Genomic DNA, 23,082 nt, shown 5'->3' on the forward strand with positions numbered 1-23,082 from the left:
TTTGTCTGCAGTTTTTTATTTGAAAAATGTTCCAGTGGATTTCAGAAATCCGCTCCCTTTCCGCCGACTGCCTGCCAAGCCTCCTCGACGCAAGTGTCTCGGCTAGCCAGTTATTCGGCAGGAGTGTCGCCAACCTGTGAGTTTCAGTTAAAACAGTAACAATACACGTGGATTACTCGGTCTTGTTTTAAAATCATGGCAATGATCCCATGATAAAATTGCATTCGGGATAAGACCATTCAATCCTCAGTAGGTCTACTGACCGAACGGGTGTTCTACCCCTCTATTTCTTATGATTCAAAGTCTTTTGCACTGACTCAAACGCGCTCCAGCATTCTGTTTAATGCTAGGATGGCATTATCCGCAATGTTCTTCTCCACTTTTATCGGATTGATGATGATACCTTCTTCAATGGATTCAAGCGCCCATAGCAGGTGAGGCAGATCAATCCGGTTCATTGTAAGACATGGACACATATTCGGATTTAATGAGATGATGTTCTTGTCAGGATTATTGGCGATAAGACGCTTGACAAGGTTCATTTCCGTGCCGATTGCCCAAGAACTACCTGGTTCGGCTTTTTCAATCATATTTATGATGTACGATGTCGAACCCGCGTAATCTGACAGGGCGACTACCTCACGGCGGCATTCGGGATGAACGATGATATTCATTTCAGGCTGCTCCGCTCTAAGCGTTTCAATATTCGCCGTAGTGAAATTTTCATGGACTGAACAATGTCCTTTCCAAAGAAGTACCTTCAGATCTTCCAGTTCCCCTTCATAGATCAATTCATCCTTATGCGGGTCCCAGACAGCCATTTCATTCAATGGGATTCCAAGGTCAAAGGCGGTATTCCTCCCAAGATGCTGATCGGGAAGAAAAAGGATTCTTTCTTTTTGCGAGAGGGCCCACGAGACCATCCCTTGTGCATTGGAAGACGTCACCGTCGCCCCGCCATTTTTCCCTACAAAAGCTTTGATGGCCGCAGTTGAATTCACATAAGTTAGCGGAAGGATCGTATCGCCAAAAAGATCCTGAAGCTTTGTCCACGCCCGTTCCGTTTGTTCAATATCGGCCATATCCGCCATGGAGCAGCCTGCACGCATATCAGGAAGGATAACCGTCTGCCCTTCTTCCGTCAAAATATCCGCTGTTTCAGCCATGAAATGCACGCCGCAAAACACGATATAATCCGCTTCACGATTTTGCGCGGAAAGCTGGGCCAATTGAAGTGAATCCCCCGTTGAATCCGAAAATTGAATGACTTCCTCCCGTTGATAATGATGACCTGGGATATAAAGACGGTTCCCCAGTCGTTTCTTGATGTCATGGACCCGATTCTCCATCTCTACCTTTGTCATCGTTTTATACTTTTCAGGCAATGTATTTCCTGCTGTTTTAGCCATCTCCAATATGTTCATTTCAATATCCCCTCCTGCTCTTTGACCTTTGCGCTGATATCAAGTGCCCTGACACTGTGCGTCAAGCTGCCCAACGAAATATAATCTACCCCTGTTTCCCTATATGAGGCTAGATTGTCTAAATGGATTCCTCCAGAAGCTTCAGTAATGATGTGGGCGGGAACCAATTTGATCAGTTGCTTGATTTCTTCGGGGCTCCGGTTATCGAACATGATGATATCTGCACCGGCTTCCACTGCTTCAAGCACCTGCTGTGGTGATTCCGTTTCCACTTCCACCTTAGTGGTATGTCCCAGTTTGGATTTTACCGTTTGAACCGCTTTCGTTATGGACCCAGCGAAAGAAATATGGTTGTCCTTTATCATGACTGCATCATACAGACCATATCGGTGATTGAATGCCCCGCCGGAACGGACCGCATATTTTTCAAGCATCCGCAGGCCCGGTGTGGTTTTCCTCGTATCACAAGCTCTCGTCTTCGTCCCCGCTAATATCATGGCAGCTTTATGAGCCTGTGTCGCAATTCCGGACATACGCTGCACCAAATTCAAAACGACCCGTTCCCCTTTTAAAAGGGAGGCCATATCGCCGGTCATTTTTGCAAGCTGCTGTCCTTCTTCGAAAACTTCGCCATCTTGAACAAAAAGGAAAACCTCTATCTGCTCATCCAGCAATGCAAATCCCGTCTTGATGACGTCCCCTCCACTGAAGACGCCGCCTTCTTTTGCGATGAATGTCAAAGTACCTTGTTCACCTTGGTCAAAAATCGTATCGCTCGTTACATCGCATTCCCCTATATCTTCCATTAAAAATTGTTGCAGCATCTGCTTAAGCTTCAATATATTCATATAGTCGTCTCCCTTTCACTCGGTTTTTTACATCCGTGCAAGCAAGGATAACCGAATTTTCAAGCCATTGGGTGTCATCTTCGTTAGGATAGTCACTGCGGAAATGACCGCCCCTGCTTTCGGTTCTGGTCAATGCGGATTCGGCAATCAGCCACGCCACGATGATGGCATTGATTTTCGTTATTTCCTGTATCGGTAATGCCGTCACTTCCATTTGCAGCAATTTTTCGATATTAAATGTCTCAAGATAATCCTTCAGTCGAGTTAAACCCGCTTCATTTCGAACGATTCCCGCTTCGTTCATTAATTTTTCCTGCAATGTCGTGAGTTCAGGTAGAAAGGAAATTTGACTGGAACTCTTGGACTGCTCTTTTTCTTGCGGTATCGACCTTGCCGGCACTTTAGCAAGGAAACGGCCAAGCGTATTTCCAAAAACCAATCCTTCGAGAAGGGAGTTGCTTGCCAATCGGTTTGCACCATGTACACCAGTGCATGCCACTTCACCAACTGCATACAAAGAGGGTACAGAGGTTTGCCCCGATTCATCCACATCAATCCCTCCCATTAGAAAATGGTTTCCAGGTGCAACCGGGATTTTCCCCAATTGAAGGTCCAGCCCGCTTTTTTCACATAATGAGCTCACTGTCGGAAAACGATTTTTAAAATCGTTGATCATCGAAATATCCAAAAATACCTTTTCACCGCGCTGTAAATAAGAAAAAATCGTCTGTGCAACAATATGCCTTGGTGCTAGATCCTTCAAGCTATGGACATCCTCCATGATCGGCTTTCCCATTTCCGTCACTAATCTCGCACCATCCCCGCGAACCGCTTCTGAAACCAGGCCTTTCACTTTGCCATTCACAAAAAGCAGGGTCGGATGGAATTGTATGAATTCCATGTCACGCACTTTTGCACCGGCCTTGAATGCAAGTGCGATCCCATCACCTGAAACCGTTTGTGAATTTGAAGTGAAATGGTATAGGGAACCACAGCCGCCTGTTGCCAAAACCGTCCGTTCCGCGTGATAGGCAACAAGTTCCCCTGCCTTATCAAGTGTTTTGACGCCTATGCAAGAATCATCTTTCCCGATGATCAACTCCACTGCAGCAACATTCTCCATCACAGTAACCGATGATTTTTTCAAGCAGCCTATAAGATGTTCCATCATGTACTTTCCGGTAGCATCCCCGTGACTATGGAGGATTCTTCGTTCACTGTGGGCCCCCTCCATGCCAAGCAATAAAGTTCCGTCATCATCTTGGTCAAATGGCATACCCGAAGCAATAAGTTCAGCTATAACCGAAGGTGCCTCTTCAACGAGTTTTTCCACTGCCTTCACCTTGTTATATCGCTGACCAGCCGCCAGCGTATCTTTTTTATGAAAGGATACTCGATCACGATCAGATATTGCAGCAGCAATCCCGCCCTGGGCTAAATAAGAATTACCATGACGGATATTTGATTTTGTGATGAGTATCACATGCTTATGTTCACTTGCTTCCAATGCCGTTTTCAAGGCAGCAATCCCACTGCCTATCACGATGATATCCGCTTTTACCATTATTTCATTCCTCCTGTTTATGACAGGTGTCTTGACAACTATATTTACATATTATTAAACTATTATCAAGAGTTTTTTAAGTTTAAAGGATGGAAGTGATTTCTTGATTTATTTGGATTACGCCGCTACAACTCCGATTGATGAGGAGGCTCTTGACGTATTCAGCCAAGCATCCCGGAAGTTTTTCGGGAATGCGAGCAGTTTGCATGATATTGGCTCTGAAGCGGCACGTTTATTGGATATGTCACGGCAGCAACTCGCAGAAATGCTGAACATAAAAAAGGAAGGAATCATCTTTACGAGCGGCGGATCAGAAAGCAACATGCTTGCGATAGATACTTTCATCGCTTCGAAACCATCCTGGCAGAACCACTTGATTGTAAGCCGGACTGAACATGCATCTCTTGCCAATTTCGTCGAAAAGCTTGAACAAGATGGCTTCGAGGTTACTTATTTACGGCATTTGAAAGATGGCCGTGTTGATATTGAACATCTGCAGGAATGCATGTCGGAGAGAACATGCTTAGTCATTGTCCAACATGTGAATTCGGAAATCGGGGTCATTCAACCCATTGAGCAAATAAGTGAAATCGTTCGAAAACACCAGGCTTTTTTTCATGTGGATTGCGTCCAATCATTTGCTAAATTACCGCTTGGCAAGATAGCCGCCTCATGTGATGGACTATCCGTTTCCAGTCATAAAGTTTATGGTCCAAAAGGGACTGGTGCCGTCATTTTCCCGGCCATCCATCAGTTGAAGGCTTCGGTACCGAATATCACTCATGAATATGGTTTCAGACCAGGAACAGTGGACGTCCCCGGGATAGCTTCCTTCGTGACCGCTGCTAAGAAATTGGGCGACATCATGGAAGATGAACGAAAACGGATTTCCGCACTTAGGACGCAATTGATTCAACGGCTGACGGAAAGGAAAATCGATTTTCAAATCATCGAAGCAAAATACGAGCAATTGCCTCACATACTGGCGCTGACCTTCGCTGGATTGCAAGGACAGTACATCATGCTGGAATTAAACCAGAAAGGATTCGCCGTTTCGACGGGAAGCGCCTGCCAAATCGGTAAACAGGATCCTTCAAAAACGATGATGGCCATTGGAAAAAGCGAAGATGAAGCCCATCAATTCGTCCGCTTTTCCTTTGGCAAAAACACGACGGCCGACGACATTCACAAGTTGGCGGACTGCATCGAAGGAATTGCTTCCATTCGATAAAACCCTCCAATCTGTGTTAGAATGTTTGTAATTAAAGAGGTGAATGTTTATGGAAAGAAAGAAATTACTTGGGGAAGAAAGACGGACGAAACTCTTACATTTATTGCAAACAAGCACGGAGCCTGTAACGGGCAGCGAGCTTTCGCAAATAACGAATGTAAGCCGGCAGGTTATCGTTGGTGACATTACCCTCCTGAAAGCGCGGAATGAACCTATCATTGCCACAAGCCAAGGCTATCTGTACCTGCAATCGGGGAGCACGCAGAAGCCGGAAAGGATCATTGCTTGCCAGCACGATCCTTCCCGGACCCAAGAAGAACTATATTTACTAGTGGATATCGGCATCACGGTGAAAGATGTCAAAATCGAGCACCCCGTATACGGCGACCTAACCGCTTCCATCATGGTCAGCAGCCGTAAGGAGGTCCAGCAATTCCTTTCAAGGGTGACGGCAACGAATGCATCGTTTTTATCGGAACTAACGAGCGGCATCCATCTCCATACACTGAGCGCATCATCTGAAGAACTGCTCGACGAAGCGGAGTGCGCTTTGAGGGATGCCGGCATTTTAGTCGATTGAATGAACGAAAAATCCTCAAAAGATAGGGCTTTTGAGGATTTTTTTTATGGACTCTCATGCTCACTCATCATTGGAATTGCTTTCATTTGAGCTTCCATTCCCGGAGTTTTCATCTTCGTTACTTCTCAACTGCCCTATAAGGCTAATGACGGAACCGACCGCCTGTACCCAGCCCCCCGTCACTTGGATTAATTCTCCATCAGATGGCTTCTCTTCCAAATTAGGATATTGATATTTTTGCTGTTCCTGCTCCTTATCTTGTTCTTCTTGTTCTTGATCCTTATCTTGGTCTTTTTCTAGAATGCTATTTTTAAGTTCGGCAATTCCACCCATCGCTTGCATCGAATTCCCAATCGCCTGCAACAAATTTCCCGTAGCATTGAAGGCCTGTTCCGGTTCATCCGGATTTTCGTATGCCCCCGCCAAAGCGGTTCCTCCTCCCAACGCTTGAATCAGATTGCCTTTGATGATTAATTCCTGTTTCGTTATTTCATCAAAATCAATGACTAGGCCTAAGATAACAGTCGAATTTCCGATTGCCTGTATTATATTCCCGAATTTATCCAGTGACCAGGTTTCTTCCGCGTCGGCCAATAAGGCATTTCCTGTTGCTTGAAGTTCATTTCCAATCAAATCCAAGTTATTACGAAATTCTTCGTCCAAGACATGGGAGGGTGTACCCGCTATAGCAGAAATGACAGTTCCTATCGCTTGAATCCAAGAACCGAAAGTTTCTTTGAATTGATTATCCATCTCTGCTGATCACCACCCTCTCTCTGTATTTTTTGATAAAAAAGGTGCATCCACTGAATTAGTTTTCAAAATATGTATTGCCAGTTCCACATGTGGCCCACCGAGATTTACTTATTGTATTTGCTTTCAGCACAATCGGTGTTTGTTTTCCATCCAGAATCATAGGCACTTTTTATCATGAAAAACTTTCGCCATCTTCCCAAAATCCAATAAACCTGCCTATTGCTATATATTTCATCAAATGACAGCCCACCATTTTAGGAACTTGTACACAAGGGAAATACATCTTAACGAACACAAAAAATGCCCCGGAAATAACCCCGGGGCACCCTTCTTATTCATTGTACTCAGCTTTTAACATTCATCGTTGCGGTACACCAGTTTGGACTTTAAAGCAAGTATAGCTTCCCATGATCGATACCGTACATCCTAAGGCCTCGAGCTCAGAGATCGCTCCTGGGATCAGGACATCGTCAAGGGACATTTCGATGTCGATGATGAAGAAGTAATTGCCTAATCCTGTTTTCATTGGTCTTGATTCAATCTTGGAAAGGTTAAGTTTCCTCCAGGAAAAAGCGGAAAGCACTTGGTGCAGCTGCCCTGAGTGGTCGGCAGGCAGCTGAATCATCAAGGTCGTTTTCTTATCCCCTTCAACGGTCAAATGCCCTTCATAGTCGACTTCACTGTTGGATACGACGATAAACTTGGTGTGATTATGTTCATAATCGTGAATATTTTGTTTGGCAATCGTCAAACCGTACTCCTCCGCAGCCATATCATTCGCAATCGCCGCAATATTGATATCGGGATTCTCCATCACCATCTTCGCAGCGGCTGCTGTGGATGTGACATACTCATATGGAATGCCCCTCAGCTCATTATGTAGGAATTTGCGGCATTGAGCGATGGCATGGGAATGCGAATAAACCATGTCAGGTTTGAAACCAGGATATGCATGATCCGGGTGCACCATATAATGCTGTTGGATTGGAATCGTCACTTCGCCTTTCATCGGCAATGTGACTTCATGGACTAAGTAATCCATCGTTATATTTACCGAACCCTCCAAAGCATTCTCGATCGGCACGAGCGCGTGATTCACTTCCCCGTCCCGAACAGCATCAAGGCAGTCCGGAATCGTGTTCATCGGTATTTTTATATCATTAGGAAATAGTCGCGATACAGCTAAATCCGTGAACGTTGCTTTTGGTCCAAGAAATGCAATTTTCGCTGTCATATTATAAACTCCTTTTCACGGAAAATCTATTGTTTATGTTATGCCATTTTCTGATTTTTTACAATAGTTAATCGTTAATTTCCTCTTACAAATGAAAACAGCCTGTACATGTGTAATGTACAGGCTGTTTTCATGCGCCGTTACCAATGATTTCGACTTTTTCGACGAACTCCATTTTACGCAGTTTAGTGAGCAGTTCATTAATATCCATCGTCATCCCACCCGTATTCAGGGATAGGGTGACATTTGCACGTCCCTGTAAAGGAATCGTTTGGTGGATGGTCATGATGTTGCAACCGGATGAGGCGACGAGCCGTAAAAGCTCCGATAGAGTACCAGAACGATCTTCAAGATAGAAGAACAGTGTAATCAGCTTTTCCTTAACAACTGTATGAAATGGAAAAACCGTGTCACGGTATTTGTAAAAAGCACTCCTGCTTAGGTCCACTCGCTGTACCGCTTCCCAAACTGATTCCGCTTTTCCCCGTTCAATCATTTCTTTTGCATCTAGCGTTTTTTTCATCGCTTCGGGAAGGACATCCTCTCGAACGAGGAAAAATTTCTGATCGGACTTATTCAAACTCCGCACGCCTCCTTTTGCCTGCCATCATGGTCTCCAATCAATCAACAAATTCAAATTCATATTCAAGGATACGGACGATATCGCCATTTGTCGCACCTTTTTGGCGAAGGCCTTCGTCGACTCCGAATGAACGAAGCTGTCTGGCGAAACGACGTATGGACTCTTCACGGGTGAAGTCAGTCATTTTGAATAGACGCTCGATCTTGAATCCTGATACGGCAAAGCTGCCATCGGGTTCGCGTTCAATGTTAAATTCATCCGACTGTGATGTATGTTTATATAGAACCCGGTGGATTCCAGTATTCTCTTCTTCATGTTCAAGAGGGAACTCAGKGGTCTCTTCGATTTTATCAGCGATTGCATAAAGAAGCTCACGGATCCCTTCACGCGTCACGGCAGAAATCGGGAAGACAGGATAGTCTTCTTCCAGCTTTTCTTTGAAAGCAGCTAAGTTATCTTCTGAGTCCGGCATATCCATTTTACTTGCTACAATGATTTGCGGACGTTCAGTCAAGCGCAGGTTATACTCTTCCAATTCTTTATTGATTGTTTGGTAGTCTTCATATGGATCCCGGCCTTCAAGACCCGACATATCGATTACATGAACGATTACCCTCGTTCTTTCAATATGGCGCAGGAATTGATGTCCAAGTCCCACTCCTTCTGAAGCGCCTTCGATCAGACCAGGTAAATCGGCCATGACGAAGCTGCGGTGATCTTCCGTTTCCACCATTCCGAGGTTCGGTACGATCGTTGTAAAATGATATTCGGCAATTTTAGGCCTTGCTGCGGATACGACAGAAAGCAAAGTGGATTTCCCTACACTTGGGAAACCAACCAAACCGACATCAGCCAACAGTTTCAATTCCATGACGATATCGCGTTCTTGGCCGGGTTCGCCATTCTCCGCGATTTCAGGTGCAGGATTGGCAGGCGTGGCAAAACGGGAATTTCCCCGGCCTCCGCGGCCACCTTTGGCGATAACGGCGCGTTGTCCATGCTCAACTAAATCAGCAATGACTTCCTTCGTTTTATCATCGATGACAACGGTGCCAGGTGGAACCTTGATGACCATATCTTTTGCAGCCGCACCATGCATGTTTTTGGACATGCCATGTTCTCCGCGAGGTGCCTTAAAGTGACGTTGGTAACGGAAATCCATTAATGTACGCAAGCCCTCTTCCACTTCAAATACGACATTGGCCCCATTACCGCCATCTCCGCCAGCTGGTCCGCCTTTAGGTATGAATTTCTCACGACGATAAGCAACTATCCCGTTACCACCGTCTCCGCCTTTTACATAGACTTTCGTTTGATCGACAAACATGCTATCACTTCCTTGTTTTCTGCAAGTCAATTCTTGCTGTATACTTCTCTAAAAGTTAATATCCATCTTAAAAAATATTTCATCCTCATTACATTCAAGAATTTCAATTGATTGCTCGGCCGTCAATGATCTTTCCAAAAACTCGATCACTGGGGATTGATCAATGAACCTGCCTTGCATATGAAATGTACAGTGCATATCGCTCACTTCTTTTTTACACATAGAAACAGCCAGTATATTTTCAAAAAACGGATCAAAGTTTTTATCCAGAATCTTGAAGAAATCGTTTGTCCAGCGATACAGCAGCCCGTCCATCTCGGTTGAGCCTTCAAAAACATCAATGATTTCATATTCGCAATAAAATGATCCATTATTCCAATTCGACGTCAAAAGCATCTCGGTGAACTTGGGCAATTTCAAACTGGAAAGTCGTGCTTCATTCTGGGTTTCAACAATGATTTCATCAATGATGCCCTTGACACGATCAATTCTGTTCAACTCCAGATTCCCTTTGRTGATTTGAATTTTATTCAGCCAGTCATGCCTGGTTTGACGCAGAGTTTCAATAGTCGTCCAATTTTTATCCATTATTAACACCTTCAATTATGATAAAGAAACTTTTTTCAGCTCTATCATGTTGAATACTTCCATTTGTACAGTATATCAAAAAAACAACAAACAGGAAATGAAGCTCGATTCACATGCCTTCACATGAAAGCCCCCGTCCAAAAAATACAGCCGCACACCCTGAGTTCTTTGGACGATGGTAGAGCCATTTGAACTAAAAAAGAGAATGGGCCTTATTTATGCACCAATTGGAGATATTATAGTTGAATTGGAGTGTCTATTTGGTTTAACCAAATCGGATGGATGATTAATCTTGGATTTACCCCCTGAAAGTTTAAGAAAGCCCGCCTATTGGCGAGCCTTTTGTAAGTCAGAGGTTGTTTTCCTTATACTAATGACTAAAGTCTCCTGCAAAATGCTGGTTCGTTCCTATAGTATAAATAAAGGGCCGGACCCCTTCATCACTATATAGCATACCATTATTAATAATGACGCGGTATATAGTGTCTTGTAGAAGGAATCAGACCCTTTTGAGTCAGCCTCTGTTCAAAGATGCCAATTATGCTTCTTGTGCAACTGGATATACGCTTACTTTTTTACGGTCACGTCCGAAACGTTCGAATTTAACAACACCGTCTACTTTAGCGTATAGAGTATCGTCTCCACCACGGCCTACGTTCTCACCAGGATAGATTTTTGTTCCGCGTTGACGGTAAAGGATAGAACCACCAGATACGAATTGACCATCTGCACGTTTAGCGCCAAGACGCTTAGATTGAGAGTCACGTCCGTTCTTTGTAGAACCTACTCCTTTTTTCGAAGCGAAGAACTGAAGATTTAATCTTAACATTTGTTCCACCTCCTATTGGTTGAGGATAATTTTCATGTATTTACCATAATCACGTTCGATAGTTTGCAGCGATATGAGCATTCCGTTCAAAAGCAGCTGAACCTTCTCTTCCGATTCCGGCGAAAGATTCCCCGGAATGGCGCAGCGAAGATAGCCGCCTTCTCGCCCTTGCTCAATCTCAGGCTCTACGTCCGTTAAGGACATGATCGCATTGACTGCCCCGAAGGAAACAGCCGATACACCTGCACAAACGATATCAGAACCTTTTTTAGCAAAATTAGCATGTCCGCTTAAGGTGAACGAAGCAATCCGTTCCTGCGGAGCATCAAATACAACTTTGATCATCTAGAATCAGCCCTTACGCGTTGATTGCTTCGATAACAACTTTAGTGTATGGTTGACGATGACCTTGTTTTTTACGATTGTTTTTCTTCGCTTTGTATTTGAAAACAGTGATTTTCTTTTGCTTACCTTGTTTTTCGACAGTACCTGTTACAGTAGCGCCTTCAACTAGTGGAGCACCGACTTTCACGTCTTCGCCACCTACGAATAAAACTTTGTCAAATGTAACAGTTTCGCCTGCTTCTGCGTTTAATTTTTCAATGTAAACCGCTTCGCCAGCTGCTACTTTAATTTGTTTACCGCCAGTTTCGATAATTGCGTACATACTTGCACCTCCTTAAATGTCTCAGACTCGCCAATCACAGGCGTTTTACCAAAAAGGCAAAAGCTTAAAACCTGATGTTGAGCGGTTGTAGCACGGGTGCTACAAACATAACATTAAAATCCTACCATGAAACAGGAAAGGCTGTCAATATATTTATAACAATTCCCGCTCTTCACTCGAAAGCCCGCCCGATTTCCTGAATGCTTCCGAATCGCTTGATGGAATAGGCATTCGTCAAACCTGGGATAAAAGACAGGAATATCTTTTTAGCGATCAATTCCTCCAATGCCGGCCGATATGATTCCTTTTCACCAAGCAGCACGTCCGCCACCGCTTTACTGACCTCCACCCATACCGCTTCATCATCCGTCTTCCTGTGCTCCAGCAGTTCACGTTCCAACCGGAAGGCCACCGTTTCCGGGCTCTCGATTTTACCGCTTCCGCTGCACACAGGGCAAGGTACCGTCGTCATTTCACTTAAAGACGGGGAGGTTCGCTTTCTCGTCATTTGTAAAATGCCCAGTTCCGTAAAACCGATGACCTGGATTCGCTTTTCATCCCTCACCGCTTCCTTTTTGACGATTTCGATGATTTCCTGCTTATGCCGGGACTGGTCCATATTGATGAAATCTATCAGGATGATTCCGCTGATATTCCTCAATCTCAGTTGACGGGCGACCTCTTTCGCCGCAGCCTGATTGACCGCAAACAATGTTGCTTCCTTCTCCACCTTGCCGGTGAACTTACCTGAATTGACATCGATTACGGTGAAAGCTTCCGTTTCTTCAAAAATTAAATATCCGCCATTATCAAGCCAAACGATTTTCTTGGCCATTTTCTCAACTTGCGCTTCCACATTCCATTCGGAAAAAATATTCCTGGTACCCGCTACATGGGATATTTCCCACTCCTTACGGTTTTCCTGTATCCACTTTTTCAACTCGAGATAGGTCTCGAAGTCATCGATGGCAAGTTCCCCGTTCGCCGTTCCCGACATTTCGGAAATGATCATATCAAGGTATGCGTCCCTTTCATAGAGAAGGGACGGGGCCTTTAGGGACGCAGCCTTGACTTCAAGCCCTTTATGGAGCTCCCGCAATCCAGTTAACCTGTCAAGGAAGACCGATTCACTTTCGTTCTCCATCGAGGTGCGGACAATCAGACCCTCATCAGGATTTTTATGCTGCATGGCCGTTTCCCGCCATTGCTTCTGAAGATCGTCGTTTTTGAATTTCTTTGAAACACCAACATAATCTATTCCATGTATGTAAACGAGGGACTCCGTTGAAAACTCGATCAGCCCCGTCAATTTAGCTCCTTTTGTTCCTGTTTCATCCCGGGTCACCTGAACTAGCAGATTTTCTCCCTGACGGATAAATTGACCGATGGGTGCTTTCCCATCACTTTTTTTTGTAAGCTGGAAGGAGGGAATCTCGTCACGGTGTAAAAAACCATTCTTCTCTGCACCATAATCAATGAAGGCGGCATCCATTCCCGGCAGCACCTTCGTCACCTTCCCAAGATAAATATTACCGACCGTACTGCGCTTTTGAGGCGGCATGATTTCAAGTTTACGTAAAACACCATTCTCAAGGACGGCCACTCTTTTTTCGCGTGAAGCTAGGTTCGCGATCATTTTTTTCATCAAAAAAAATCCTCTCCTCAATTTGAAGAAAGGATAACATATTTAATAAGAATATAATAGGTCGCCGATTTTCCCGTTCGTCATTTTCTCCGAAAAATAGGCATGAAGGATTTCCGTTTCATCCAACGAGCCGCTCTCTTTCCCGTTTTTCATGATGATGACGGGGTGTTTACAGCCGCGTTGAAACAGTTCCAGCACTTTATAAATCGGTTCTTGTGAATCCACCGATATCGGCTTCAGTTTCGCCAAATCATTCGTATGCCCGTAATGGCGCTGCAAAAGAAAGCGGATGAACGCGTAATACCTCTGCCGCCATTCCATGACGAGTGAGAGACTTATGAAAAAGATGATGAGCCAGATGTTCAAATTGAGCGGATCCAGTATGATCCAGGTCAAAAAAGCCAGGACAGCGAATACTGCAGAAAAGTGAAGGGTATGCTTCTGCGCTTCCAAAAAGGTGCAGTATAGGGAAATACCGATGAATAGCAAGCGTCCCCCGTCCAAGGGCCAAATTGGCAGAAGATTAAAAATCAGCAGCATGAGGTTCATATACAAAAAGGGCTGATACAGCTCATATGGGATAATAGTGAAGAAATAGAGCAAAAAAGCTGCGCCAATGAGCCAAACATGTTGAAGCGGACCGGCAAGCACCACCGCCAAATCCTCCTTCAAACTCTTATTTCCATACTCCTCAGTCTCGACTGCCCCGCCAAAAGGAAGCAGCTGGATTGACTTTATCCGCCATTTGAAGTGCTGGGCACAGACAGCATGCCCCATTTCATGAATGAAGACGATGAGCAGGAGCATCATCATTTCAACGAAATGGGCTGTGAGGATGGCGATGCCAATGACAAACCACAGTGTCGGGTGCACCCTGATTTTAAACAGTAACTTCGCATATTCACTCAAAGGAAATCACCTTTTTAGGATCGACGAAAGCATCATTTTCTTTTATCGCTAAATAAAATCTGCCCTTGGATCCATCTTCACTTAGTGTAACCTGTCCGACTTCATTGCCCTTTTTAACGAACTCATACAATTTCACATCAATTTCTTTCAGCTGCCCATACCAAGATTCAGTTTTATTGGCATGCTGAATGACTACCGTCTTTCCGATCCCCTCCTTTTCACCGGCAAAAATGACGACCCCTTCATTAACGGCCTCGACCTTTGAGCCTTTGCTCGTTTCCAATATGATTCCCTCACCGTTCGTCTCGAAGTTTTGGGTAATCTTCGCAGAAGCAGGCATTGCATATTCCTCATTCGAATCAACAGTTTCCGTATTGGCTTCATTCGGTAAAAAAGCGATTGGTTTACCAAACGCACTTTCGTACCAATTGGAGATTGAAGCGAACTGAAATTCCTTGTTCATGTTCTCCGTGACAAAACTTCTGGCAGGGTCCAGCCGCACAGAAGGGTGTTTGAACATCACCGCAACTATCAGGAACAGGCATACACTGGCAAGGATTTTAAAGAAAAAATATTCTTTCTTGAAGAGCGGATGATCTTTCTCGGAATACCCGTTATATGAATCAATCCCATATGGTTCCTCATTGTTGATTTCCGTCCAACTGCTGCTTCCTGCCGGCTTATCATTAAACTTGCGTCTCTTGGCAATACGATTTCGGATATCTTTCCTGCGATCATCCATTCCAGATTCCCCTCCCTGCTCATGTCAAAGCGCTATATTACAACGTATGAGCAACTTGTCCAGACTATGACGGAGAAAAGATATTCTTTCTGCACATCCTGAAAAATTTTTTCCAATGATAAATCATCAAGAAACCAATGAATTTCCAAGGTGATTTCTGTATCGATTCAGAAAATCTAATAATTGAGATTGATATTGTTCCCTGAAATTTGTTATAATAAAGTGGTTTTAACATTATTGAGGGGGAACATTTTTTTATGTCAATCGAAATAGGCAGCAAAGTACAAGGTAAGGTAACAGGTATCACTAATTTTGGAGCATTCGTAGAATTACCAGGAGGCTCAACAGGTCTTGTGCATATCAGTGAGGTAGCAGATAGCTATGTAAAAGACGTAAATGACCATCTTAAAGTAGGCGACCAAATTGAAGTAAAAGTGATTAGTGAGAAAGACGGAAAAACTGCCTTGTCCATCAAAAAGGCTATAGATAGACCCGAAGGGCAAACCTCTTCTTATACCAAACGCCCACCACGCCAAGGGGATAGCCGTTCTAAAGATTTTCGTTCAAAAGGTAATTTCCAACCAAAGGAAAATTTCGAAGATAAAATGGTGCGCTTTTTAAAGACTAGCGAAGAAAATTTATCGACTCTTAAACGCAGCACTGAATCAAAACGCGGCGGCAGAGGCGGAAGACGCGGATAACCCGCTGCATTTTAGCATATAGAACAGGCAAGCCGGGATACGGCTTGCCTTTTTTATTTTCATGAAGTTCCGTGCAAAAAAAAAGCGAGGGCATCAAATGCTCCCCGCTTCTTGACAAAAGAATATAGATTTACCGCACGCTAAAGAATTTTTTCAACTTGGACATGAAGCCTTTTGGTTCGCTGCCAATTGGAGTCAAAGGCACAGATTCACCAAGGATCCTTCTGGCAATGTTTCGATAGGCAAGCGAGACTCTATTGTCCGGATTGTAGGCAATGGGTTCCTTTTTATTCGCTGCCACAATGACCTGGTCATCATCAGGAATGACGCCGATCAAATCAATCTTAAGAAAATCGGCAACTCCATCGATATCCATTTCTTCATCCTCATGAAGCAAATGGCCGCGAATCCGGTTGATGATCAATTGAGGCGGTTCAATATGCTCTTCTTTTTCAAGCAGGCCAATAATACGGTCAGCATCCCTTACAGCCGGTCTCTCTGCCGTCGTAACGATAATCGCCTTGTCTGCCCCAGCTATGGCATTCCTGAACCCCTGTTCGATGCCTGCAGGGCAATCAATGATGACATAATCATAGTCAGGCTTCATATCGCTTATGAGTTTCCTCATCTGCTCTTCATTCACCACTGTTTTATCACTATTTTGCGGAGCTGGAAGCAAATAAAGCAAATCCTCGAAATGTTTATCCTTAATGAGCGCCTGGTGAATCTTGCAGCGCCCTTCGACCACATCGACCAAATCATAGATGATGCGATTCTCCAATCCCATGATCACATCCAGATTCCGAAGACCAATATCCGTATCAATCAAGCAAACCTTCTTGCCTAGAAGAGCTAAAGATGTTCCTAAATTGGCGGAGGTGGTCGTTTTCCCGACACCACCCTTACCGGATGTTATAACTATTGCCTCTCCCACGATTAGAGACCCCCTTCTAATCTATTTAAATTAGGTCTATATTTCTTTAAAACTTGCAGTTTTTCTATAATGATATTTTCTTCTTCATCCATGAAGGCACATTCCAAGTCATGTCCCCATTTTGAATATTGATCAGGAGATAAGTTCACTTGTCCGGCAATGCGCAACTGGGCAGGCTTCATGACAGAGGCAGCTATGATGGCCTCATTATTCCCTTTATATCCGGCATGGGCTATTCCCTTTAGCTGTCCCATGATATATATGTTGCCACCCGCACGAACCGTTCCGTCGGGATTGACATCCCCAATTAACAGTAAGTCACCGGGAACTTCAAAAACCTGTCCCGACCTTATCACCTTTGTCACTGTCGTCACTTGGTTTTCTTCTTTCCATCGTTTCGCTTCATCCTTCGTCAGGACATTCGAAATCATCTCAACCACGAAAAGCTTCTTCTTTTTATGGATGACCTCTTTAATCTTTTCTTCTTGTTGTTCATCAAGATAGCGGTTCCCTGTATGTACTTTTACGGAAATGGACGGGTCATTTTCTTGAAACTGATAGTTTGCCGAAAGCTTCACTTCTAACTCTTTCAATAATTCGGAAAATGAGCAAGAATCATCGAGATGAAGCATAAACCCGTCTTTTGTTCCCTTAATCATGACATTTTGCTGAATTCTTTTATTCATGACGTTTGTTTCACCTCAATGAAATATAATTCGACATAGGAAAACAAATTTCCTTTTTCTACGTACACGGAAAAGAGAAAATACATTTCCCACCTGCTTCTTAAAGACACAGGAACGTTATTCCGTTTCTCCTTGCAAATCAAGCATTTCAATCATTCTTTTTAAAGGATAGCAGCTGATGATAATGAATGCGAGATTCAATAATAATGTCGGAATCAATCTCCGTTCCGCAAATTCACCAAATCCCATATCTGCAAATGATAGGATGATATTCATCTGAAAGATGACAACCTCTAAAACTGCCGTGAATAAAAGCGCAGTAAGGCAGGCAACCAAAATATTATTTTGCAGGATTTTCATGCTTTTCGATATCAGATAGGCAAGAAAAGGCAGCAGGAACATGTAAATTCCAAGGATTTCCGTATATACGACATCATAAGTCAACCCAAGAATCGCCCCATAAAGCATACCCATTTTCCTGGACCCGTACATGGTCAGGAAAAAAACGAATATCATCATGAAATGGGGCACGACGATTTTATCGGCCCCGAATGCATCTCCAGCGAACATCTGGGCGAAGATGCTTTCAAAAACAAAAAAAACCAAGGCTATGAAAGAAAGGATGAAATATCTCACTCAGCTTCATCCTCCCCTTCACTTTCTTTCGTTACACCGTCCACTTCACGCTGAACGACCATGACATTATTAATATCATAAAAATCCGTCGAAGGTTCGATATATGCAGTCTGGTTCAATCCATATTGATCCACTTTGACATCGACAACTTTCCCGATCAGCAGACCTTTCGGAAAGATTCCTCCATAACCGGATGTGATGACCAATGAATTTTTCTTGATCTTTTTATCGTAAGGAATCCGTTTCATCAGCAAAAGGTTCTTCTTATCATCGAACCCTTCAATCAAGCCATATGCTTTATCATCACCCTGAACGATGGCTGAGACACGGTTGGCTTTATCGATTGAACTTAAAAGTTGAACCGAGGCCGTGAAATCCGTCGCCGATTTCACCTTACCGACTAACCCATTGGAAGTGATGACAGCCATGTTTTTTTCTACCCCATTACGCTTCCCTTTATTGATCGTCAGCATTTCATGCCAGCGGTCGGGATTACGGCCGATGACCGTCGCCTGAGTGGGCGAATACTTCCGCAGGTCATCTTCTTTTTTGAGGTTGTCGCGAAGTTCTTCATTTTCTTCCTTTAAATCTTGGACTTGGGTTTTCAATAATACATATTCATCCAAGCGGGCTTTCAATTTTTTGTTTTCATCGTATGTATGTTGAAGGTCTTTTAAGCCCCCTACAAAACCTGTTATACCCGATACTGGCTTATTAAACACATTTCCGACCCAGCCTGTCGTATCTTTCAGGAATTGCTCCGGCCAGGTCAACTCTTCTCTCTCCCTTAATGAAAAACCGATCAATGCCACGAGAACGATAATACTAACGAGCAAGAGAAGGAGCTTTTTATTAAAAAACTGTGGCATGGTGATTACACCTCTATCTAAAATTTACTCTATGGTTTTTTTAAATTACACTATGGATTTAATGAAACAGCAAAACATAAGAAAACCGGCTCAAAATTGCACCTTTTGTTGAGCCGGCCCTATTTGAGAAGTAATGTGCTTATCGCGAATCTCTTGATTTAGTCTTGAATAAATGAATGTGGTCCAGCGCTTTTCCCGTTCCGATCGCAACACAATCCAGAGGATTTTCAGCGATGATCACCGGCATTTGCGTTTCTTCACTGATGACTTTATCCAAATTGCGCAACAAAGCACCCCCGCCTGTCAGTACAATGCCTCTGTCCATGATGTCAGCGGCTAATTCAGGTGGTGTTTTCTCTAAAGTGTTTTTCACGGAATCCACAATTGCAGAAACAGTGTCGCTTAATGCTTTGGATATTTCCTCAGCTGTAATTTCGATCGTTTTTGGTAATCCGGTCAATAGGTCACGGCCGCGAATTTCCATGTTTTCGACGCCTTCCGTGTCTCCAGCAGAACCAATTTCCATTTTGATCGCTTCAGCAGTACGCTCACCGATCATCAAATTGTAGTTCTTACGGATGTAGACGATTATGGCATCATCCATTTCGTCACCGGCAATACGGATCGATTGGCTTGTAACGATTCCGCCAAGGGAAATGATGGCCACTTCCGTCGTCCCTCCGCCGATATCGACGACCATGCTGCCTGTAGGCTCCCAAACGGGAAGGTCCGCACCGATCGCTGCTGCAAACGGTTCTTCGATAGGATATGCGTCACGGGCTCCAGCTTGTCTTGCTGCATCGATGACTGCACGCTGCTCAACTGCCGTAATTCCAGAAGGCACACAAATCATGACATATGGCTTGTTGCCGAATACGCCCTTCTTTTGAGCTTCCTTCATATAGTACTTCATCATGGTAGCCGTCGTTTCATAATCGGCAATTACTCCATCCTTCATCGGGCGCAGGGCAACCACGTTACCAGGTGTACGGCCGATCATGTTTTTCGCATCGTTTCCGACTGCAACGATTTGCTTTGTATCTGTTTGCACCGCTACAACCGATGGTTCACGTACAGCGATGCCTTTTCCCTTCACATAGACAAGCGTATTCGCCGTTCCTAAATCAATCCCTATATCTCTTGCTCCAATTCCAAACATTATGGTATCTCCCTTTCGTAAACAAAAATGCCTTTTTATAAGTTCAAATAATAATTTGTCGTTTTTTGACAATAAGAGTTTTGAAAAAGTTTCCTCTTTTAAAAATCATAAACAATATTATATCGTATCGTCAAAAAATTTGATAGTGTCATAAATAACCTTTTTCCTTCAAGCTAACATATTTATGTTCCCCGATTATGATATGGTCCAATACTTCAATGCCGATTATTTTACCACATTCGACTAACCTTTTCGTCACTTCAATATCTTCTCTGCTGGGAGAGGGGTCTCCGGAGGGGTGGTTATGAAGACAAATGATAGAGGCAGCTGACCTTTTGAAAGCCTCTTTAAAGACCTCGCGCGGATGCACGATCGAGGCATTGAGGCTCCCGATGAATACCGTAGTTTTTTGTAGCACTTGATTTTTCGTATTTAAATAGAGACAGACGAAATGTTCCTGTGATAAAAACCGCATTTCCTCCATGCAATAATTAGCTCCATCTTCAGGAGATCGAATCACATAACGGTCTTGGTCATTCAAATTGTTAATTCTCCTGCCAAGTTCGACAGAGGCCAGGATTTGTATCGCTTTTGCTTCACCAATCCCTTTAATCACGGTCAGTTCTTCCACTGAGGCTTCTTTTAGCAGGCGCAGGCCCTTGAAGGAATTGATGAGCCTGCCGGATAGTTGCAGGACTGATTCTTCCCTTGATCCTGTCCTCAATAGCAAAGCAAGCAATTCCTGATTGGAAAGACTTTGCGGCCCGTCCTGGAGAAACCTTTCGCGCGGCCTCTCTTCTTTCGGGTAATCCCGTATTAACATTTTTTCGCTCAAAAGATCAACCCTTCCTTAGAAAAGGGAAGATGCCAGGGGAAATCTGATTATCCTAACTCTTCCTGCATCGCTTTAAGTTCCCGGGCCAGTCTTGAGACCGGAAGCCCGACGACTGAGAAATAGTCCCCTTTGATTTGTTTGACAAGAAGGGATCCGTATCCTTGAATCCCATAGCCGCCAGCTTTGTCAAAAGGTTCCCCGCTATCCAGATATCGTTCGATTTCAGCTTCTGGCAGCTCCCAAAATGTCACTTCAGTTTTTTCTGCGAATACTCTGCGATGCTTTCCGAACAGGATGGCGACACMTGTGTATACTTCATGTGTCCGTCCTGATAACATTTCCAGCATTCTTTTTCCATCCGCCCTGCTTACCGGCTTACCCAAAATCTTACCATCAAGGACAACAACGGTATCCGAGCCGATTACCCAGCTTTCCTGAAATTTTGCTGCGATGGCTTCCGCTTTACGGGATGCCAGTTCTTTCACCGCTCCATCAGGACACATGTTTTCATCAATACTTTCATCAACATTGGAATTCATGCTTTCAAAGGGGATTTGAAGAAATTGAAGAAGTTCTTTACGACGTGGTGATGAGGAAGCTAAAATCAATGGCTGCATAATATAAAAGTCACCTTTCTTTACATAGGGAGATACATATCTATCCTATCAAATAATGATGCAATCCACAATTATTGTTTACTAGGAATCGACAAATCCCTGTAAGTATTTCCCGGAAAATAAAAAAGGTGTCACAGATGGTTTCATATTGGGGGGCTTGTCCCATTAGGCAGCCCCCCCTTTTTTCTTTACTTTTGGTAATTCAATAAAAAATTCAGAAGACTTTCTTGAGCCTGGAATAGTTTTTCTTCATTTTTGGAAGTCTCATATTCATCAATCGACTTTGCCGCAGCAGTCAGGTCATCGTTCATCTTTGAAAACGCCGGCGATAATTTCGCCGCCTTCAGTTCATCCATGTTTTTTTTCAGGGTTTCCCCGTTTACCGTCCCTGCCTTTCCGCGAAGCTTTGTTGCGGATGTTTCTGCCAACGAAGCATATACTGCCTTCATCTTGTCGAGGGTTTTTTCATCTTCTTGGCTTGTCCCGGCCGCTTCAAAATTGATTTCCTTCCAATATACATCCACATCATATGACTTTAAGAACAAGGCCAGTTCTTTACTTGCAGCTAGACTCTCTGCCGATCCCAGAAATAGATAATAGCTTTCTTCCAATTTGAAGATTTCAGCAGGAACCTGCTTTTCAATGATTTTCTTTTGAATTTGCCTTGCCGCATCCTCGCTGCTGAATACTCCACCCTGTACAAGGAATGTCTTCAGCTGGTTTCCCGGTTCGGTCACTGCCGCTTTTTTATCTTCAACAGTGGCTTCGGTTGGAATCGGGGTCTCGACCGAAGATACTTCGGCTTTTTCCTTTGTAATCGTTTTAACGGCGATCAAGCCAAGAATCGACCCAAAAAACACAGCACAGATGACTGCAATCATGAATGTCTTGATCGGTCTTGTATCCGAGCTTTTCAGTGACCCGGTACCAAAGCCGATGAGCTTCGGCATTTTCTTCTTTGGAGGTGTGGGTACCAATACGATCTTGCTTTCATTTGAATCCTCAGGGAGTATCCATTCGAAACTCTCATCAGTTTGTTCCTGTTCCTGCTCCTTACTCGCCGCCTCTTGACTTTCAATTTTTTTATCGCCAAATACTTTTTCTTCCCCATTTATTTTAATCGTTACACCCTTGCTTTGTTCCGGCTTGCCCAATTTTTTTCCTCCCCTCCAGATCATTTTTTTCATCCTATCATAGAGGAAAAAAAAAATAACAAGACTTTTGTCGTCTTGTCATTAATAGGTTTCGTCAAATTTCCCTATTCATATATGGGTAACAAAAAAGGAATTCCAGGTACTGGTACTATTGCTTCATGAAACCATTCCATATCACCTCTCACCAATTACATACATCCCTCCATCATTTCATAATCTCTTGCCGTCAAATGGGGATGGTTCCCTACTGAGCTATAGTTCAGGTGATTTTTGACAAATTCCTCTTGGATCAGGATGGCCCTTTAAGCTCATCTTAAAAATGTTACATACCAATGTAATAGCGAATCGCCCCAAAAGTAAGCAGTCAATGTCCCAAAAACGATATACGGTCCGAAAGGAATAAGGGTTTTCTTTTTTAAGATTCCGGTCAGCAACCCGGTGATGCCAAGCAATGCCCCATAAAAGCACGCAAAAAGCAAAGATAACAGCACCATCTTCATTCCCAATACGAAGCCAATCACTGCAAACAGCTTGATATCACCGCCACCCATGCCACCCTTACTC

The 23,082-nt window shown here is 43.8% G+C and carries 26 protein-coding genes and 1 other annotated feature; of the genes, 3 read left to right on the forward strand and 23 right to left on the reverse strand.

The annotated features are described in order from the left end of the window. Window positions 1-317: 317 nt before the first annotated feature. From nadA to nadB, 3 genes are read right to left on the reverse strand one after another with little or no spacing between them, the layout of a single operon-like run. Entirely contained in the window at window positions 318-1,424 is a 1,107-nt protein-coding gene (gene nadA / locus AC1DVB_RS17440; protein WP_095679652.1) for a quinolinate synthase NadA, read from the reverse strand. Next, the gene (gene nadC / locus AC1DVB_RS17445) at window positions 1,421-2,272 is read right to left on the reverse strand and encodes a carboxylating nicotinate-nucleotide diphosphorylase (RefSeq protein ID WP_095395143.1); all 852 of its coding nucleotides are present in this window, start codon (window positions 2,270-2,272) and stop codon (window positions 1,421-1,423) included. The genes nadA and nadC overlap by 4 nt, the downstream gene beginning before the upstream one ends. Continuing rightward, entirely contained in the window at window positions 2,253-3,836 is a 1,584-nt protein-coding gene (gene nadB / locus AC1DVB_RS17450; RefSeq protein WP_477590193.1) for an L-aspartate oxidase, read from the reverse strand. The genes nadC and nadB overlap by 20 nt, the downstream gene beginning before the upstream one ends. Before the next feature lie 103 nt (window positions 3,837-3,939). Between nadB and AC1DVB_RS17455 the strand changes: the two genes are divergently transcribed. Together AC1DVB_RS17455 and AC1DVB_RS17460 are read left to right on the forward strand one after the other, a co-directional pair. Further along, a complete protein-coding gene (locus AC1DVB_RS17455) occupies window positions 3,940-5,067 on the forward strand; it encodes an IscS subfamily cysteine desulfurase (RefSeq protein WP_095679654.1) in 1,128 nt (375 codons plus the stop codon). 49 nt (window positions 5,068-5,116) lie between these two features. Next, the gene (locus AC1DVB_RS17460) at window positions 5,117-5,647 is read left to right on the forward strand and encodes a transcription repressor NadR (protein WP_063575563.1); all 531 of its coding nucleotides are present in this window, start codon (window positions 5,117-5,119) and stop codon (window positions 5,645-5,647) included. Window positions 5,648-5,707: 60 nt separating this feature from the next. On the opposite strand, the gene AC1DVB_RS17465 is transcribed toward AC1DVB_RS17460, so the two are convergent. The 11 genes from AC1DVB_RS17465 to AC1DVB_RS17515 all read right to left on the reverse strand — a co-directional run bounded on the left by AC1DVB_RS17465 (window position 5,708) and on the right by AC1DVB_RS17515 (window position 14,927). Next, window positions 5,708-6,400 (reverse strand): DUF6944 family repetitive protein, encoded by a 693-nt coding sequence (locus AC1DVB_RS17465; RefSeq protein ID WP_239858550.1) that lies wholly within the window; start codon window positions 6,398-6,400, stop codon window positions 5,708-5,710. Between the two features lie 361 nt (window positions 6,401-6,761). Then, window positions 6,762-7,637 (reverse strand): prephenate dehydratase, encoded by an 876-nt coding sequence (gene pheA, locus AC1DVB_RS17470; protein ID WP_034308835.1) that lies wholly within the window; start codon window positions 7,635-7,637, stop codon window positions 6,762-6,764. A gap of 130 nt (window positions 7,638-7,767) precedes the next feature. Next, window positions 7,768-8,217, reverse strand: a complete 450-nt coding sequence (locus AC1DVB_RS17475; RefSeq protein ID WP_034308837.1) for an ACT domain-containing protein — start codon at window positions 8,215-8,217, stop codon at window positions 7,768-7,770. 40 nt (window positions 8,218-8,257) lie between these two features. After that, complete coding sequence (gene obgE / locus AC1DVB_RS17480; protein ID WP_477590196.1) at window positions 8,258-9,547, reverse strand: GTPase ObgE; 1,290 nt, start codon at window positions 9,545-9,547, stop codon at window positions 8,258-8,260. 48 nt (window positions 9,548-9,595) lie between these two features. Next, window positions 9,596-10,135, reverse strand: coding sequence for a Spo0B C-terminal domain-containing protein (locus AC1DVB_RS17485; protein ID WP_477590198.1), 540 nt, complete (start codon window positions 10,133-10,135; stop codon window positions 9,596-9,598). Window positions 10,136-10,673: 538 nt separating this feature from the next. Further along, window positions 10,674-10,964, reverse strand: a complete 291-nt coding sequence (gene rpmA, locus AC1DVB_RS17490; protein WP_034308845.1) for a 50S ribosomal protein L27 — start codon at window positions 10,962-10,964, stop codon at window positions 10,674-10,676. A 12-nt stretch (window positions 10,965-10,976) separates the two neighbouring features. Continuing rightward, complete coding sequence (locus tag AC1DVB_RS17495; protein ID WP_048688952.1) at window positions 10,977-11,309, reverse strand: ribosomal-processing cysteine protease Prp; 333 nt, start codon at window positions 11,307-11,309, stop codon at window positions 10,977-10,979. Window positions 11,310-11,322: 13 nt separating this feature from the next. Continuing rightward, the gene (gene rplU / locus AC1DVB_RS17500) at window positions 11,323-11,631 is read right to left on the reverse strand and encodes a 50S ribosomal protein L21 (RefSeq protein ID WP_034308849.1); all 309 of its coding nucleotides are present in this window, start codon (window positions 11,629-11,631) and stop codon (window positions 11,323-11,325) included. Window positions 11,632-11,644: 13 nt separating this feature from the next. Then, window positions 11,645-11,728: a sequence feature (ribosomal protein L21 leader region), on the reverse strand. A 75-nt stretch (window positions 11,729-11,803) separates the two neighbouring features. After that, window positions 11,804-13,276: an Rne/Rng family ribonuclease gene (locus AC1DVB_RS17505; RefSeq protein ID WP_454862025.1), complete on the reverse strand. Its 1,473-nt coding sequence runs from the start codon at window positions 13,274-13,276 to the stop codon at window positions 11,804-11,806. A 42-nt stretch (window positions 13,277-13,318) separates the two neighbouring features. Next, the gene (locus AC1DVB_RS17510) at window positions 13,319-14,185 is read right to left on the reverse strand and encodes a M50 family metallopeptidase (RefSeq protein ID WP_034308855.1); all 867 of its coding nucleotides are present in this window, start codon (window positions 14,183-14,185) and stop codon (window positions 13,319-13,321) included. After that, window positions 14,178-14,927 (reverse strand): M23 family metallopeptidase, encoded by a 750-nt coding sequence (locus AC1DVB_RS17515; RefSeq protein ID WP_034308857.1) that lies wholly within the window; start codon window positions 14,925-14,927, stop codon window positions 14,178-14,180. Before AC1DVB_RS17515 ends, AC1DVB_RS17510 begins: the two co-directional genes overlap by 8 nt. Before the next feature lie 257 nt (window positions 14,928-15,184). Between AC1DVB_RS17515 and AC1DVB_RS17520 the strand changes: the two genes are divergently transcribed. Then, window positions 15,185-15,628: a S1 domain-containing RNA-binding protein gene (locus tag AC1DVB_RS17520; RefSeq protein ID WP_034308861.1), complete on the forward strand. Its 444-nt coding sequence runs from the start codon at window positions 15,185-15,187 to the stop codon at window positions 15,626-15,628. Window positions 15,629-15,758: 130 nt separating this feature from the next. Here the strand turns inward: AC1DVB_RS17520 and minD are convergent, their stop codons facing one another. From minD to AC1DVB_RS17565, 9 genes are all read right to left on the reverse strand, one after another. Continuing rightward, a complete protein-coding gene (gene minD / locus AC1DVB_RS17525; RefSeq protein ID WP_034308862.1) occupies window positions 15,759-16,562 on the reverse strand; it encodes a septum site-determining protein MinD in 804 nt (267 codons plus the stop codon). 2 nt (window positions 16,563-16,564) lie between these two features. Beyond that, window positions 16,565-17,248 carry a septum site-determining protein MinC gene (minC, locus tag AC1DVB_RS17530; RefSeq protein WP_034308864.1) on the reverse strand — a complete coding sequence of 228 codons (684 nt, stop codon included), beginning with the start codon at window positions 17,246-17,248 and terminating at the stop codon, window positions 16,565-16,567. A 117-nt stretch (window positions 17,249-17,365) separates the two neighbouring features. Continuing rightward, a complete protein-coding gene (mreD, locus tag AC1DVB_RS17535; protein WP_057276634.1) occupies window positions 17,366-17,884 on the reverse strand; it encodes a rod shape-determining protein MreD in 519 nt (172 codons plus the stop codon). Next, window positions 17,881-18,753 (reverse strand): rod shape-determining protein MreC, encoded by an 873-nt coding sequence (gene mreC, locus AC1DVB_RS17540; protein ID WP_057276635.1) that lies wholly within the window; start codon window positions 18,751-18,753, stop codon window positions 17,881-17,883. Before mreC ends, mreD begins: the two co-directional genes overlap by 4 nt. Window positions 18,754-18,892: 139 nt before the next feature. Further along, window positions 18,893-19,912, reverse strand: a complete 1,020-nt coding sequence (locus AC1DVB_RS17545; protein WP_034308871.1) for a rod shape-determining protein — start codon at window positions 19,910-19,912, stop codon at window positions 18,893-18,895. A gap of 148 nt (window positions 19,913-20,060) precedes the next feature. Continuing rightward, the gene (gene radC / locus AC1DVB_RS17550) at window positions 20,061-20,735 is read right to left on the reverse strand and encodes a RadC family protein (RefSeq protein WP_053537324.1); all 675 of its coding nucleotides are present in this window, start codon (window positions 20,733-20,735) and stop codon (window positions 20,061-20,063) included. A gap of 59 nt (window positions 20,736-20,794) precedes the next feature. Beyond that, a complete protein-coding gene (locus AC1DVB_RS17555; protein ID WP_477590203.1) occupies window positions 20,795-21,364 on the reverse strand; it encodes a Maf family protein in 570 nt (189 codons plus the stop codon). Between the two features lie 188 nt (window positions 21,365-21,552). Further along, window positions 21,553-22,518 (reverse strand): hypothetical protein, encoded by a 966-nt coding sequence (locus tag AC1DVB_RS17560; RefSeq protein WP_328097972.1) that lies wholly within the window; start codon window positions 22,516-22,518, stop codon window positions 21,553-21,555. A 308-nt stretch (window positions 22,519-22,826) separates the two neighbouring features. Continuing rightward, window positions 22,827-23,082: prepilin peptidase (locus tag AC1DVB_RS17565; protein ID WP_477590205.1), on the reverse strand; the 256-nt coding region annotated here is incomplete at its 5' end.

Source organism: Peribacillus sp. P4_D6 (assembly GCF_056401795.1).